Source organism: Streptomyces sp. NPDC102514, from assembly GCF_055584525.1.
Window position 1 is genome coordinate 156,553 of the sequence record NZ_JBVJLW010000015.1, and the last position, 12,789, is coordinate 169,341.

The 12,789-nt window shown below is 69.0% G+C and carries 15 protein-coding genes and 1 pseudogene; 11 read left to right on the top strand and 5 right to left on the bottom strand.

Annotation, left to right across the window (positions count from 1 at the left end; genetic code table 11):
- Positions 1-18: 18 nt before the first annotated feature.
- Positions 19-690, top strand: a complete 672-nt coding sequence (locus ACZ60E_RS32845; RefSeq protein ID WP_385834419.1) for an enoyl-CoA hydratase-related protein — start codon at positions 19-21, stop codon at positions 688-690.
- Positions 691-718: 28 nt separating this feature from the next.
- Here the strand turns inward: ACZ60E_RS32845 and ACZ60E_RS32850 are convergent, their stop codons facing one another.
- The gene (locus tag ACZ60E_RS32850) at positions 719-1,522 is read right to left on the bottom strand and encodes an SDR family NAD(P)-dependent oxidoreductase (protein ID WP_469445131.1); all 804 of its coding nucleotides are present in this window, start codon (positions 1,520-1,522) and stop codon (positions 719-721) included.
- A 112-nt stretch (positions 1,523-1,634) separates the two neighbouring features.
- Between ACZ60E_RS32850 and ACZ60E_RS32855 the strand changes: the two genes are divergently transcribed.
- The 4 genes and pseudogenes from ACZ60E_RS32855 (at position 1,635) to ACZ60E_RS32870 (ending at position 4,911) form a co-directional block, all read left to right on the top strand.
- Entirely contained in the window at positions 1,635-2,318 is a 684-nt protein-coding gene (locus tag ACZ60E_RS32855; RefSeq protein ID WP_469445134.1) for a TetR/AcrR family transcriptional regulator, read from the top strand.
- A gap of 260 nt (positions 2,319-2,578) precedes the next feature.
- Entirely contained in the window at positions 2,579-3,250 is a 672-nt protein-coding gene (locus ACZ60E_RS32860; protein WP_469445136.1) for a glycoside hydrolase family 11 protein, read from the top strand.
- A pseudogene (locus ACZ60E_RS32865) lies at positions 3,247-3,966 on the top strand (polysaccharide deacetylase family protein); the annotation flags it as partial. The gene ACZ60E_RS32860 and the pseudogene ACZ60E_RS32865, both read left to right, overlap by 4 nt.
- 222 nt (positions 3,967-4,188) lie before the next feature.
- Positions 4,189-4,911, top strand: a complete 723-nt coding sequence (locus tag ACZ60E_RS32870; protein ID WP_469445138.1) for a restriction endonuclease — start codon at positions 4,189-4,191, stop codon at positions 4,909-4,911.
- Positions 4,912-4,928: 17 nt separating this feature from the next.
- Here ACZ60E_RS32870 and ACZ60E_RS32875 read toward each other — a convergent pair whose 3' ends face one another.
- Positions 4,929-5,501, bottom strand: a complete 573-nt coding sequence (locus tag ACZ60E_RS32875) for a dihydrofolate reductase family protein (RefSeq protein ID WP_469445140.1) — start codon at positions 5,499-5,501, stop codon at positions 4,929-4,931.
- A gap of 131 nt (positions 5,502-5,632) precedes the next feature.
- Between ACZ60E_RS32875 and ACZ60E_RS32880 the strand changes: the two genes are divergently transcribed.
- Complete coding sequence (locus tag ACZ60E_RS32880; protein ID WP_469445141.1) at positions 5,633-6,082, top strand: spore-associated protein; 450 nt, start codon at positions 5,633-5,635, stop codon at positions 6,080-6,082.
- A gap of 40 nt (positions 6,083-6,122) precedes the next feature.
- Here the strand turns inward: ACZ60E_RS32880 and ACZ60E_RS32885 are convergent, their stop codons facing one another.
- The gene (locus tag ACZ60E_RS32885; protein WP_469445143.1) at positions 6,123-6,446 is read right to left on the bottom strand and encodes a hypothetical protein; all 324 of its coding nucleotides are present in this window, start codon (positions 6,444-6,446) and stop codon (positions 6,123-6,125) included.
- Positions 6,447-6,535: 89 nt separating this feature from the next.
- Between ACZ60E_RS32885 and ACZ60E_RS32890 the strand changes: the two genes are divergently transcribed.
- The 5 genes from ACZ60E_RS32890 (at position 6,536) to ACZ60E_RS32910 (ending at position 11,681) form a co-directional block, all read left to right on the top strand.
- The gene (locus ACZ60E_RS32890) at positions 6,536-7,084 is read left to right on the top strand and encodes a Pycsar system effector family protein (RefSeq protein ID WP_469445144.1); all 549 of its coding nucleotides are present in this window, start codon (positions 6,536-6,538) and stop codon (positions 7,082-7,084) included.
- 127 nt (positions 7,085-7,211) lie between these two features.
- Positions 7,212-7,961, top strand: coding sequence for a hypothetical protein (locus ACZ60E_RS32895; protein ID WP_469445146.1), 750 nt, complete (start codon positions 7,212-7,214; stop codon positions 7,959-7,961).
- The gene (locus ACZ60E_RS32900; RefSeq protein WP_469445148.1) at positions 7,958-10,165 is read left to right on the top strand and encodes a hypothetical protein; all 2,208 of its coding nucleotides are present in this window, start codon (positions 7,958-7,960) and stop codon (positions 10,163-10,165) included. The genes ACZ60E_RS32895 and ACZ60E_RS32900 overlap by 4 nt, the downstream gene beginning before the upstream one ends.
- A gap of 8 nt (positions 10,166-10,173) precedes the next feature.
- A complete protein-coding gene (locus tag ACZ60E_RS32905; RefSeq protein WP_469445149.1) occupies positions 10,174-11,136 on the top strand; it encodes a hypothetical protein in 963 nt (320 codons plus the stop codon).
- Positions 11,136-11,681 (top strand): hypothetical protein, encoded by a 546-nt coding sequence (locus tag ACZ60E_RS32910; protein ID WP_469445151.1) that lies wholly within the window; start codon positions 11,136-11,138, stop codon positions 11,679-11,681. The genes ACZ60E_RS32905 and ACZ60E_RS32910 overlap by 1 nt, the downstream gene beginning before the upstream one ends.
- Before the next feature lie 148 nt (positions 11,682-11,829).
- On the opposite strand, the gene ACZ60E_RS32915 is transcribed toward ACZ60E_RS32910, so the two are convergent.
- On the bottom strand, positions 11,830-12,060 hold the full coding sequence (locus ACZ60E_RS32915; protein WP_469445153.1) for a hypothetical protein: 231 nt from the start codon (positions 12,058-12,060) through the stop codon (positions 11,830-11,832).
- A gap of 239 nt (positions 12,061-12,299) precedes the next feature.
- On the bottom strand, positions 12,300-12,789 hold a 490-nt coding region (locus ACZ60E_RS32920; RefSeq protein WP_469445155.1), incomplete at its 5' end, for a WD40 repeat domain-containing protein.

The window sequence follows — 12,789 nt, forward strand, 5'->3', positions numbered from 1 at the left end:
CTACCGCGAGGAGTCACCATGCCGACGCTCGACCGCCAGGACGACGTTTTCGTTCTCGATCTCGGAGACGGCGAGAACCGTTTCCACCCCGACTGGCTCGCCTCCGCCAACGCCGCACTGGACGAGGTCGAGAAGGCGGAGGGGCCGCGCGCCCTGGTGACCGCCGCCACCGGCAAGTTCTACTCCAACGGCCTCGACCTGGACTGGCTGTTCGCCCACGCCGACCAGCAGGAGGACTATGTCCGCGGCGTCCAGGAGCTGTTCGCGCGGACGCTGTCCCTGCCCGTGATCACCGTGGCCGCCCTGCAGGGGCACACCTTCGCGGCCGGAGCGATGTTCTCCCTGGCCCACGACTTCCGCGTGATGCGGGCCGACCGCGGTTACTGGTGCCTGCCCGAGGCCGAGATCAACATCCCCTTCACCCCGGGCATGTCCGCGCTGATCCAGTCCCGGCTGCATCCGCGTACCGCACACGAGGCCATGCTGACCGCCCGCCGCTACGGAGGCGGCGACGCCCTCGACGCCGGGCTCGTCGACCACGCGGTGGCCGAGGACTCCGTACGCGCGAAGGCGGTGGAACTCGCCGGGGCGCAGGCCGGCAAGGCCGGGCCGACCCTCGGCACCATCAAGTCCCGTATGTACGCGCCCGTCCTGGACACCCTGCGCACCAGGGACAACCCTCTCGGCTGACCCGACTTGAACCCGACTTGAACCCGTCCTAGACGGCGGACCAGCCGTTGTCCACCGGGAGGACGACCCCGTTGATGTTGCTCGCGGCGTCGGAGGCCAAAAAGACGATGGCGGCGGCCTGTTCGTCGGCGGTCGCCGTACGGCCCATGGCGCCCAGGTGGCCCATGAGCACGGACGGCCCGTGCGCCTCCGCGTCCACGTCGACCTGGATGCCCGTCACCGTGCCACCCGGGGCGATCGCGTTCGTCCGCACCCCCTTGGCGCGGTACATGACGGCGAGGGACTTGGTGAGGCCGACCACGCCGTGCTTGGAGACCGTGTACGCGGTACCGGCGGCGCTGCCCCGCAGGGACGCCTCGGAGGCGGTGAACACGATGGCCGCGTCGCCGCTCGCGAGGAGGTGGGGCAGCGCGGCCCGGCTGAGCAGGAACGGCGCGGTCAGATTGATCCGCAGGACGCGCTCCCACTCCTCGTCGGCGGTGTCGGCGGCGGCCGACATCCTGTCCATGACGCCCGCGTTGTTGACCAGCACGTCGATGCCTCCGAAGGCGTCCACGGCGGTGGCGACGACCCGGTCGACGACCCGCTGATCGCCGAGGTCCCCGATCACGGCGACGGCGGCGCCCCCGGCCTCGGAGATCTCCTCGGCGACCGCCTTCGTACCGTCGGTGTTGAGGTCGGCGAGGACGACACGGGCGCCCTCGGCCGCGAAGCGCAGCGCGGCGGCACGGCCGATCCCGGAACCGGCCCCGGTGACGACGACCGACTTGCCGGACAGTCCCGTGGTGCTCGCGGTGCTCATGGTGCTCGTGGTGTCCCTGGTGGGGCTCATCGCTGGTGCTCCCTGGAGGTCCGCACGGACACGCGGCCCGTACTCAGCTGATCCCCCACTATCCAGCATGTGTCGGTTATCCGACAGATGCTGGAAAGGATAGGCTCGAACCATGCCCGCGCGCTCCATGGATCCCCGCACCCGCCGCTCCCGTGCCGCCCTGGAGACCGCCCTGCGGGAACTCATCGCCGAGCGCGACCTCAGCCAGATCTCGGTCTCCGACATCACCAAGCGCGCGAGCGTCAACCGGTCGACGTTCTACGAGCACTACTCCGACGTGCACGATCTGGCCGCCGCCGCGTGCACGACGGTCTTCGACGAGCTGGTGGCGGCCAGCCCGACGGTCGTTCCGCCGCTCAACGCCGAGGGCAGCCCCACCGTCGAGCTGCTGCCGGAGCTGTTCGCGCACGTCGCCGAGCACGCCCCGCTCTACCGGGCCCTGCTGGGCGACGACGGCAGCGCCCGCGTGATCAACCACCTGCTGCACCGGATGACGGTCGCGGCACACGTCCGCCGCGTCCCGGCCGAGACGGCAGAGGCGGCCGACGCCCCCGTACACCCCGCGCCGGCTCCCGCGCCCGCGCCCACCGACGAGGACCCGGCGGACGTCCCGCACGATCCGGCTGCCGCGTTCGTGGCGGGCGCGGTGCTCGGCACGGTCATCGACTGGCTCCGCCGCGACTGCCCCGGCACACCCGAGACGATGGCCGCCGCGCTCTGGCCGCTGCTCATCGGCACGGCGAGGGCGGCGGGCTGGGGAACGGAAGGGCCTGCGGCGGCCCCGACCGCCGAATGATGTCGCGGCACTTCGCTCCGTAAGTTCTTCGAAACATTCGAAGATGTGACCTCCTTTATCTGATCTCCCCTGGATGGATACCCCGCACACAATGCCGCGAGGGCGCTAACTGGTGCCTCCCACCAGGCAGTTAGACCCTCTAGGCCACTCCACGCGACACGAATGTTTCGTAATCATGGGCGAAACTGTTGACGCTTGACGGGTCCAGGTCAACACTGTTCGACCAAACCCGCCCCGTGGAAGACGGAGGGAACCCGCACATGAACCTCACCCCCGCACAGCCGAACCGCAGGCAGGCCTGCGCCCTGCTGCTGGGCGCCGCGACCGCGCTCACGCTGCCCGGCACGGCCCACGCCGACACGGTCGTCACCACGAACCAGACCGGCACCAACAACGGGTACTACTACTCGTTCTGGACCGACGCACAGGGCACGGTCTCCATGAACCTGGGCTCCGGCGGCAGTTACGGCACGACCTGGCGGAACACCGGGAACTTCGTCACCGGCAAGGGCTGGAGCAACGGCAGCCGCAGGACCGTGACCTACTCCGGCTCCTTCAGCCCGTCCGGCAACGCCTACCTGACCCTCTACGGCTGGACGGCGAACCCGCTGGTCGAGTACTACATCGTCGACAACTGGGGCACCTACCGGCCCACGGGTACGTACAAGGGCACGGTCACCAGCGACGGCGGCACGTACGACATCTACCAGACGACGCGGTACAACGCCCCGTCCGTCGAAGGCACGAAGACCTTCAACCAGTACTGGAGCGTCCGGCAGTCGAGGAGGACCGGCGGCAGCATCACCACAGGCAACCACTTCGACGCCTGGTCACGGGCCGGGATGCCCCTCGGCACCTTCAAGTACTACATGATCCTCGCGACCGAGGGTTACCAGAGCAGCGGCAGCTCAAGCATCACGGTGGCGGCATGAGCACCGGCGCCCGGACACGCCCCTGGACGACCGCGCTGGCCGCCGTCGCGCTGACGGCGACGGGCACGCTCACCGCCGGCGCCGCCGACGCATCCCAGGCGCAAGCGGCTGCTGCCACCACTGCCGCCGGCACTGCTGCTGCCGCCTGCAACGGATACGTCGGGCTGACCTTCGACGACGGCCCGTCCAGCAGCACACCGGCCCTGCTCAGCGCACTCACGCGAAACGGGCTGCGGGCCACGATGTTCAACCAGGGCAATTACGCCGCGGCCAACCCGTCCCGGGTCCAGGCCCAGGTCAGCGCGGGTATGTGGGTCGGCAACCACAGCTACACCCACCCGCATCTGACCCAGCTCGGCCAGTCGCAGATCGACTCGGAGATCTCGCGGACCCAGCAGGCGATCGCGGCCGCGGGCGGCGGTACGCCGAAACTGTTCCGGCCGCCGTACGGCGAGACCAACGCGACGGTGCGGGCGGTCGAGGCCAAGTACGGGCTGACCGAGATCATCTGGAACGTGGACTCGCAGGACTGGAACGGCGCGAGCACCGACGCGATCGTGCAGGCCGCCGGGCGGCTCGGAAACGGCCAGGTCATCCTCATGCACGACTGGCCGGCCAACACGCTCGCCGCGATCCCGCGCATCGCGCAGGGCCTGACCGCGCGAGGCCTGTGCGCCGGCAGGATCTCCCCGCAGACCGGCCAGGCGGTGGCTCCCTGACCCACCGCCAGACGCCGGACACCACCTGTACGACCGTACGACCTGCTCGTCGGTGACGACCGGCCTGGTGTCGGCCGTCACCGTCGAGTGAGGCGCGGAGGGCGATCGGACCGTGGCCGACTCGCGCTCTTCCGGCCCACCGACGCACTGCCCAGACTGCCCAACGGAACGGCAGAACGGCAGAACGTGAGAACGGCGGAACGTCAGGAGGGTACGGGGATGACTGCTCGCAAGCGGCAGAGGTCACGGGCACGGACGCAGGTACGGGCACGGGCACAGGCACGTGCTCGGTTGAAGGCGGCCGTGATCGGCGGCGTCGTACTGCTGGCCCTCCTCGCGGTGTTCTGGTCGACCGTGTGGCCGTACGTCATGGCTGCCGTGCTCTTCGGCGCCATCGGGACGGTGGGCTGGTGGCTGTGGCGCACCGACCGGATCGTGCGCGCGCAGGACCGCCGCTGGCGTCGGAACGACGAGGTGGAGGCCGGCCGCCGGACCCTCGCGGAGGTGGACGCCATGAGCGGCACCGAGTTCGAGGAACTGGTCGCCGGTCTGTGCCGCCGCGACGGATGTACGGAGGTCCGTCGGGTGGGCGGTTCGCACGACAACGGCGCCGATGTCCTCGGGCGGCTCCCGGACGGCCGGACCATGGTGATCCAGTGCAAGCGGTACACACCGAGCAGCACGATCGCGAGCCGCGAACTGCGCGATCTGCTGGGCGCCAAGGTGCACTTCCGGGCAGATCTGGCCGTCTTCGTGGCGACCACGCGATTCAGCCGCCCTTCCGAGGAGTTCGCGGTCCAGCACGGAATCCTCGCCGTGCACCGGGACCACCTGGGGCTCTGGAACAACGGAGTCCCGCTCGCCTCTTTATGGGGCGTGAACGGCCGGGGCCAGGGGGACTTCCGCCACCGGGCGCGCTGGAGGCAGGCGTACGGCAAATGACCGACGGGAAGCGTCGGCTAACGCGCCACGCGATACCGAAGATAGAGAATGTCTGAACCACTCGAACCGAATGTGCGGGTCTCGACGAGTTCGAGATCCACGTGGCGCTCGGCCCGGGGGAAGAACGGAATGCCACCGCCGACGAGCAACGGGCAGACCTTGACCCGGTATTCGTCGATCAGACCCAGCGCGGAAGCCTCGGCGGCGAGGGTCGCCCCACCGACCGCGATCTCGCCCTCCCCCGGCTCGGCCCGCAACCGCTCGATCTCCTCCGCCAGGCCACCGGAGGCCAGACGGGCACTGCCCCGCACCGACGACAGAGTGTGGGAGAACACGACCTTGGGGAGCGGGTTCCAGACCCCGGCCCACTCCAGCCTCGACTCGTCGAGCGACGGGTCCTGGACGGCGTCCTCCCAGTACAGCATCGTCTCGTAGAGCCGTCGTCCCAGCAGGTAGGCGCCGACCTTCCGCGTCTCCTCGATGGTGAAACGGAAGACCTCCTCGTTGGGTCCCGTCCAATTGAAGCCGCCGTCCGGCCCGACGATGTAGCCGTCGAGCGAGACGTTCATCGAATAGGTCACGTTGCGCATCAGAAGTCCTCCCCGCGTCCGGACTATTTGACCATCATTGAAAGCTTTGCGGCACGTGAACACAGGCACGGACACTGAACCCCGCGCACCACAGAACTCGCACCACAGATCTTGGACCACAAGGGGGAAGCATGAGTTTCAACCGTTCCGTCCTGACCGCTGCCGCGTTCGCCGCCCTGGCGGTGGGGACCACGACCGCGCTGGCGGTGCCCGCCTCGGCCGCGCCCAACACCACGCCGCAGAAGGTCTGCGGAAGCGCCTACAAGACCGTGAACTCGGCGGCCGTCGGCACCCAGGGCACCGTCTATCTGACGTACAACGCCTCGAACGGCCAGAACTGTGTGGCCACCATCCGCAGCAACCCGGGCACCGCGGTGAACATGTCCGCGTACGTCTACGTCCCCGAAACCCAGGAAGGCGCCAGCGACGACGGCGCCTACACGTCGTACGCGGGCCCGACCTACGTGTACGGCAAGGGCCACTGCATCGACTGGGGCGGCAGCATCAACAACGTCTTCGTCCAGATCACAGGCTCGAACTGCGGCACCCTGAAGGAAACGCGGGTCACATCGACGCACTGACGCATGTGGGCGGTGCCTCAGGGAACGGGCCCGAGAAGGCTCATGAAGATCTTGGATTCTGGCCCTGCCGCGCGAGCGGCAGGGCCAGAATCGTCATGTGGTGATAGGTGAGCGGATCGGCTAGATGGCCGGACCGGAGGTGAGGGAGACGTGCCGTGATCTGATTCCGTCCGGGAGTGTGTTCGCGTTTCTGGACGAGCATCGTCGCGAGCTGTTCCGGCTGAGATGTCCGCGGACATGTATCCGTCGGCGAACAGGCGGCCGAGCATGCCGCCGCGATCACCTTGCAGTCTCCGCACGGGCTGTCGGATTTCGAGACGGTCCAGGACTGCGTTGCGATCTGTTCCAGGACGAAATCACTCACAAAGGGAGCGTATGTTCGGTGTCGCACCCATCCCTTGCATGAACCACCCGGCGGCGGGACAGATTGGTGGAGGCGAGCAGGGGGCGCATATGAGTAATGCGGGCACGGATGCCACACGCGACGCAAGCGGCGACACGAACGGCGAGGGGATCGCATCCCCCGGCGCGGACGCAGAACTGGCCATCGACCAGGTCACGGGCTGGGTATCGGGCGCCGACACGAAGGCGGGCCTGCTCGCGGCGCTGCTCGGCGTCTTCGCAGGCGGCTTCGGGACCCAGGTGAGCCAGCTGCGTGACGCTTTGCCGCCGGAATCCGTCCGGGACTGGGTCCTGCTGCTCCTCTCCCACCTGGTCGTGCTGAGCCTGGCTGCTGCTGCATGGTTCGTCCGGAGCACGCTGGTGCCCCGCGCCACCGTCGGGTTGCCCACTCGGTACGCCTGGCCGATCCTCGCCGACGCCGATCCGAAGGGTTACGCCGCCGTGGCGCCCGGCCAGGTGCGCGCCGAGGCCTGGCAGCACGCCGTGGACCTCGCGGGAATTGCGCGGCTCAAGTACTCCGCCTTCCGCAAGGCGTTGAGCTGCGCAGTGGTCGCGGGCGTCGCCCTGCTGGGACTACTGCTCGTGTCAGCATGGTCATGATCTGATGATCAATTAGTAAATGTCGGGGTCCGGCGGCTACATTTCCTGACTGCGACTGCGACCATGTGCGACCTGGCAGGCGGTGTTCTTGCTGAACAGCTCAAGCCCGTACCCGACACATCACGTCATGCTCGGCATCGATATCCGCGGTTCGAGCGATCCGCAGCGGGACGACAGCCTGCTCCCCGAACTACGCGCGGCCTGGCAGCGGATACTCCGCGACGCGCTGGCGCGGCACGGCGTCGGGCCGAAGGATTACGCGCAGCGCAGCCGGGGCGACGGCGGCCGCTACGACTTCGCGCCGGGCGTTTCGCCCGTCCCGGTGATCGAGGCGGTCACGGTGTCGGTCCCCTCGCTGCTGCGGGCGCACAACAAGTTGGTTTCGCCCGGCCTGCGGCTGGAGCTGCGCTTCGTGGTGCACGACGGCTACCTGGTGCCCACCCCGGACGGCACGGACGCCGACGGTGCCGACGTAGTGTTGCTGCACCGCATGCTGGACGCCGGCCAGCTCCGCGCCGCCCTCGGCACCTCCCGTGCCCCCTGGGTGCTCGCGGTCTCCGAGCCGGTCTGGCAAGGAGTTGTACGGCACGGACACGGGGAGCTGGAGCCGGAGAACTACGCGCCGCTGATGCTGACCCACAAGAGTGGCGAGACACTGGCCTGGATCACGCCGGAGCCACCCGAACGAAGCTCCCCCGGAACGGAGTTGACCGCAGTGGGTGCGGAGGATCCGACCCTCTCCCCGCAGGAGGATCGCATCAGACAAGCGCCTGCGGCCGCAGCTGAAGCCAAGAGTGAGATGCGCGACTCCGTCGTCTTCAACGGCACGGTCCGCGCGAAGAACATCGTCGGACGTGACGACAGGCGGCGTGGATGACCGGCCCGGACCCGGGCGCCGGCCAGAACCCCGGCACGGACAAGGCCCGTTTCGCGAAGGACACCCCACCCAACGACTCCGCCGAGCGTGAGCACGACCCCTACGGCACGGACGACGTCCAGCGCCTCCGCTCCGTCCTGGAACACGACGTACGCCGTTTCAACACCTCCGGCTCCTCCGGCTCGGTGTACTTCGACGAGCAGGTCCGCGCCGAATCCCTGGTCGGACGCGACCAGTTCATCATCAATCTCAATGACTCGGCTGCCCCACGCCCGAGTTGGCGCCGCTTCTCGCGCCGCGAGTCCGCAGAACTCGACGCCGTCTTCGTGGCGCCGCCCGGCGCGGCCGAGGCACAGCGGCAGCTCCGCCGTCAGCGGGTGCTCGTCGTGCACGGCCTCGGTCGTACGGGAAAGCACTTCTACGCCAGGGCACTTGCCGCCGCCGTGCACAGCTCGGACGGCGAGTGCCGGCTGCTGGCCCCCGGCACTGACCCCGACATGCTGAGCATCGACGACATCGCGCGGGACTGCGCCTATGTCCTCGCGGCCGGCACAACGTACGTCCCCTCGGCATTCCACCTGTCACGCATCTCCCGGCTGTTGGGCGAGCGGCACGCGCACCTGGTGATCGTCGTCGACGCCTCGCTCCAGGTCTTCGAGGAGCTGCGGGAGTGGACGGTCGAGCAGAAAGCCGTCTGCGACCGCCGGGAGATGCTGCTCCGCCACCTTCAACTCCGTCGGCCCACAAGCCGGCCGGCCAAGGACGCGCATCGGGCCGAGGAGGTGGTCGCACTGCCCGAACTCGCCGACTGGCTGGCCTCCGAGCCGTCCCCGGCCGAGATCGCGCACGCCGCCCGCGCCCTCGCCCAGGGTCTGGCCGTAGGCCGGTCCGTCACGGACTGCCTGGCCCAGGTCGGCGCCCGCGCCACCGAGGACGCCCGGGCCCTGCTAGGCCGCACCGAAGCCTCCTGGGAACTCGCCACCGCCATCGCCTTCTTCGGCGGCCTGGCCTACTCCACCGTGCTCGGACTGGAGGAAGGACTGGCCGACCTGACCTACGAAGCGGCGGGCCACGACACGCTCCGCCCCCGCTCCTTCCTGGCCGCCACTCGTTCGCAGCGGCTTGATCTGGTGCTGGCGTCCACGGTGTCGTCGGTGGTGGCCACCCCGTACGGCAGTAGCCCCGCCGAGACCGTCGACTTCATCGGCGCCGGACTGGCGGACGCGCTGATCGACGTGCTGTGGAAGGAGTACGACACCCCGGGTCTGCTGCTCCGCTGGCTCTCCGGACTGGCCCGCCACCCAATGGAGGCGGTGCGGCGGCGGGCCGCCGTGTCGCTGGGGAGGTTATCGCTGCTGGACTTCACCCAGATCGCGGAGGGTGTGCTCCAGGAGTGGGCCTTGTCACCGGATCCGCGTGATCGCTGGGCCGCGGCGCTCGCGGTGTCCGTCGCGGTCCGCGACCCGGTCGTGGCCCCGCACGCCATGGGCCTGGTGGAATCCTGGGGCGTGGGCGGCAACCGCTACCGCCGGATGACCGCCGCGCTGGCCTGGGGCATCGGCATCAGCCCGCTCCAGCCGGTGGTCGGCCTGCGCGGGCTGCGGCGCCTGCTGTGGACCACCGACACCGGCATCTGCAGCGCCGTCCAGGCCGGGCTGGTGACCACCTTCACCGGCGGCCTTGAGCCGCTGGTGCTGGACGCCATGGGCACCTGGCTGCCGGACACCGCCGGCGACGCCCGGAACAACCTCGTTGCCGCCTTCCTTCGGCTGTGCCTGGTCAGAGGGGCGAAAGGCCGCCCGGACGCTAACGCCTGGCCGACAGTCCTGTGGATGTTCGACAGCTCCCTCGGCCGCGGCGACAGCCGCGACGACAACGGGTCCCGGCAGTGGGCGGGTTCCAGACCCAGGTCTGGGTCCGCACGCCGAACCCACGACGACATCACAGACCTGTGGCGCGCCGCCCTCGACGCCCGCGCCACCCGGACAACCGCCCTCGGAATCCTGACCACCTGGATCCGCTGGGCGGACGAACGGGGCGGGTTCAGCGAGGTCCTGCTCGACCTGCTGGACTTCCTCGCGGAAGGCGAAACCGCCGTCCGCAGACTCGAACACCACATCGGACGCCTGGCCCAAGACCGGAAACGGCCCTCGCACACCGCAGGCAAGGCATGGCGCGAGCTCAGCGCACTGCTGGAGAAATGAGGACAACGATGGTCTCCTACATAGACAGCCCCGTACGCGGGCCTTTCCAGGTGATGCGCCCCCGGGATGTGCGGCCCGAGGCGACAGTCGGCACCGGTGAGGCAGTGGTCGTGAACCTGGGGGCCGGTACGAACGTCCTCCCGAAGGGCCAGATGCCGACCTCCGGCATGAACTGGTTCCGCCCCAAAGGCCAGTACTGGATCGTCGACATGCGCACCAAGGGCACCACCCTCGAAGTCGAACTCGACAGCTCCGACACCGGATTGCGTTTCCAAGGCACCGTGGACGTCGACTGGCGGGTCAGCAGCGCCGAACGAGCCGTGGAGGAAGCCCCGTTCAGCGTGGCCGCGACCCTGGAGCGGTGGTTGCTGCCCCCGCTCAACCGCTTGGCCAGGAGGTACGGCATGGCGCAGGTCGACGAGCTGGAGGACCAGATCAGCCAGGAGGTGTACGGATGGGCGCCGCGTGACGAACTGCTGGCGGTGGAGCGGATCGCCTGCTTGCTGCGTTCCGACACCGAGGTCACAGGCGTCATGCGCAAAGTCACCATCGACGGCATCAAGCACAACGCGGCGGGCGAGGTACTTGCGCAAGGCAAGGCGGGCATCATGAAGAAGGTCCTCGCCGACGACCCCGAGAGCGCCATGCGGATCTACGAGGACATGCGCCAGGACGAACGGGTCGAGCTCCTGGCCGAGTTGGAGATGGCGAAGGCGGTCGCCATCTCCGACAGCACGGAGGAACACGAGCGGCACGCTGTCATCAACGGCTTCCTGGAACGCCTCCGCAACGACCTGCCCACGTCCCTGACCGAACTCCCCTCCGGCTCGAAAGACGTGCCGGAACCCCGCGACGAACCTTTCGCCAAGGGCCACGACCGCCGTCGCGACCGCCGCCTGCGGGGCGAGGGCGGCGCCAGCTCCGCTTCCGAAGGCACCGACGAGCCGCGCGATCTCAACCCGGACCGCTGATGGAACTCGTCGACGACTTCCGGGACCTCTGGTCCGACAGTTTCTCCTGGCTCGTCTACCCCGTCCGCGTTCCGGTCGCGACTGTCACGGCGGTTCTCCTGCTGTACGCCGTGGCCCGCTGGTTACTCCCCGCGCTCAAGGCGCTGCCGCCCTGGCTCATGGCCCGCATCGGCCGCCTCCTCGGTTCGGCGCTCCTCCTCCCGGAGTACGCGGTCACCCAGCTCCTCATCAGGAACGGCACCGGCATACCGGTGGCCGTCCGGGTCTACGGAGACTGGGTCGAGAACGTCACGGACTGGGTCTGCGAGCTGGGCCGTCTGCTGGGTCGGGGCGCCGCCAAGGCCTCCGGCATGCCGTTCGCGGCCGCCGTGATCGTCGTGGTCGTCTACCTCCTCGGCTACAACATGCACGTCGTCGGCCCCGCCAACGGGCCAGGCACGGACGCCCCGGTCGTCACCTGGTGGAACGACCTCGACGTCTGGTGGCACCTGCCGGACTCGGACCTGCTGGAGGGCCAGCGCAAACCCGGCCCCGTCGGTGTTTGAGGGGGCCCTAAGGGCGAAGCGGACTTGGGGGTCCAGGGAGACGCATTTCTCTCACATGGCGGAGGTGCAAGGTGCCTCGTCGGCAATGAGGCGGGGCCGACCCGCTGCAGCTTCTCACTCACGCTCGGCTCAAGCGACCCGATACGCGTCACCACTGAACACCCTGCTGTACATGCTCCAACCGCCGCTGATCCTGTTCCCCGGCTCCGGCTCCGGCTCCGGCTCCGGCTCCGGCTCCGGCTCCGGCTCCGGCTCCGGCTCCGGCTCCGGCTCCGGCTCCGGCTCCGGCTCCGGCGGCCAACGTACCGTGCCGTCCGTCCAGCCCGTGCCAGTGCAGGTCACCGTTGTGTTTGATGCCGTAGAGCACAAACCCGAGCACGAGAGGAACACCCCTCCGACCAGGGCCGGAGGGGTGCGACAGGACGAGTCGGGCTGTACGCCGGGGAGAATCACCGCAACGCTATGACCTGTGCGAACACACAGATTCGCCCTCTCCATGGCTACCTTGATGGCTACCTACGCCGCCCTCCTTACTCAACGCACACAGTGCGTGCCTCCAGTGGGCTGTCAGGGGCCTGATGAAATTACGGCGCGAGCGAACTCGCGGCGGGCCGCCTCTCAGGTGAGGAGGGCGAAGAGGAAGAGGCCCCGCTTGCTCGCCACCGCGAGGTCGCCGCTAGCTCCCCAGAAACACGACAAGAGCCATTCTTCACTTCGCGCTATCGCCACAGTGCGCTGATCCCAGACAGACCAGATCCTCACCGTGTTGTCATTGCTGGCGGTGGCGAGCCAGCTCTGGTCATTGCTGGCGGTGGCGAGCCAGGTCCCATCCGGCGCAATCGCCACCGAGCACACCGGGCCGGCGTGACCGGTAAGGATGGCGGTACAGGTCCCGGTCGCCCGCTCCCAGATCCGCACCGTCCTGTCGGCACTGGCGGTGGCGAGCCAGGTCCCATCCGGCGCAATCGCCACCGACATCACCGCCCTGGTGTGACCAGTAAGGATGGCGATACAGGTCCCGGTCGCCCGCTCCCAGATCCGCACCGTCCTGTCATCGCTGGCGGTGGCGAGCCAGGTCCCATCCGGCGCAATCGCCACCGACATCACC

Coding starts and splice junctions, on each gene's coding strand:
- ACZ60E_RS32860 (WP_469445136.1), top strand. CDS start 2,579: ATGAACCTCACCCCCGCACAGCCGAACCGCAGGCAGGCCTGCGCCCTG.
- ACZ60E_RS32910 (WP_469445151.1), top strand. CDS start 11,136: ATGGAACTCGTCGACGACTTCCGGGACCTCTGGTCCGACAGTTTCTCC.
- ACZ60E_RS32850 (WP_469445131.1), bottom strand. CDS start 1,522: ATGAGCCCCACCAGGGACACCACGAGCACCATGAGCACCGCGAGCACC.
- ACZ60E_RS32890 (WP_469445144.1), top strand. CDS start 6,536: ATGAGTAATGCGGGCACGGATGCCACACGCGACGCAAGCGGCGACACG.
- ACZ60E_RS32855 (WP_469445134.1), top strand. CDS start 1,635: ATGCCCGCGCGCTCCATGGATCCCCGCACCCGCCGCTCCCGTGCCGCC.
- ACZ60E_RS32905 (WP_469445149.1), top strand. CDS start 10,174: ATGGTCTCCTACATAGACAGCCCCGTACGCGGGCCTTTCCAGGTGATG.
- ACZ60E_RS32870 (WP_469445138.1), top strand. CDS start 4,189: ATGACTGCTCGCAAGCGGCAGAGGTCACGGGCACGGACGCAGGTACGG.
- ACZ60E_RS32880 (WP_469445141.1), top strand. CDS start 5,633: ATGAGTTTCAACCGTTCCGTCCTGACCGCTGCCGCGTTCGCCGCCCTG.
- ACZ60E_RS32895 (WP_469445146.1), top strand. CDS start 7,212: ATGCTCGGCATCGATATCCGCGGTTCGAGCGATCCGCAGCGGGACGAC.
- ACZ60E_RS32900 (WP_469445148.1), top strand. CDS start 7,958: ATGACCGGCCCGGACCCGGGCGCCGGCCAGAACCCCGGCACGGACAAG.
- ACZ60E_RS32845 (WP_385834419.1), top strand. CDS start 19: ATGCCGACGCTCGACCGCCAGGACGACGTTTTCGTTCTCGATCTCGGA.
- ACZ60E_RS32875 (WP_469445140.1), bottom strand. CDS start 5,501: ATGCGCAACGTGACCTATTCGATGAACGTCTCGCTCGACGGCTACATC.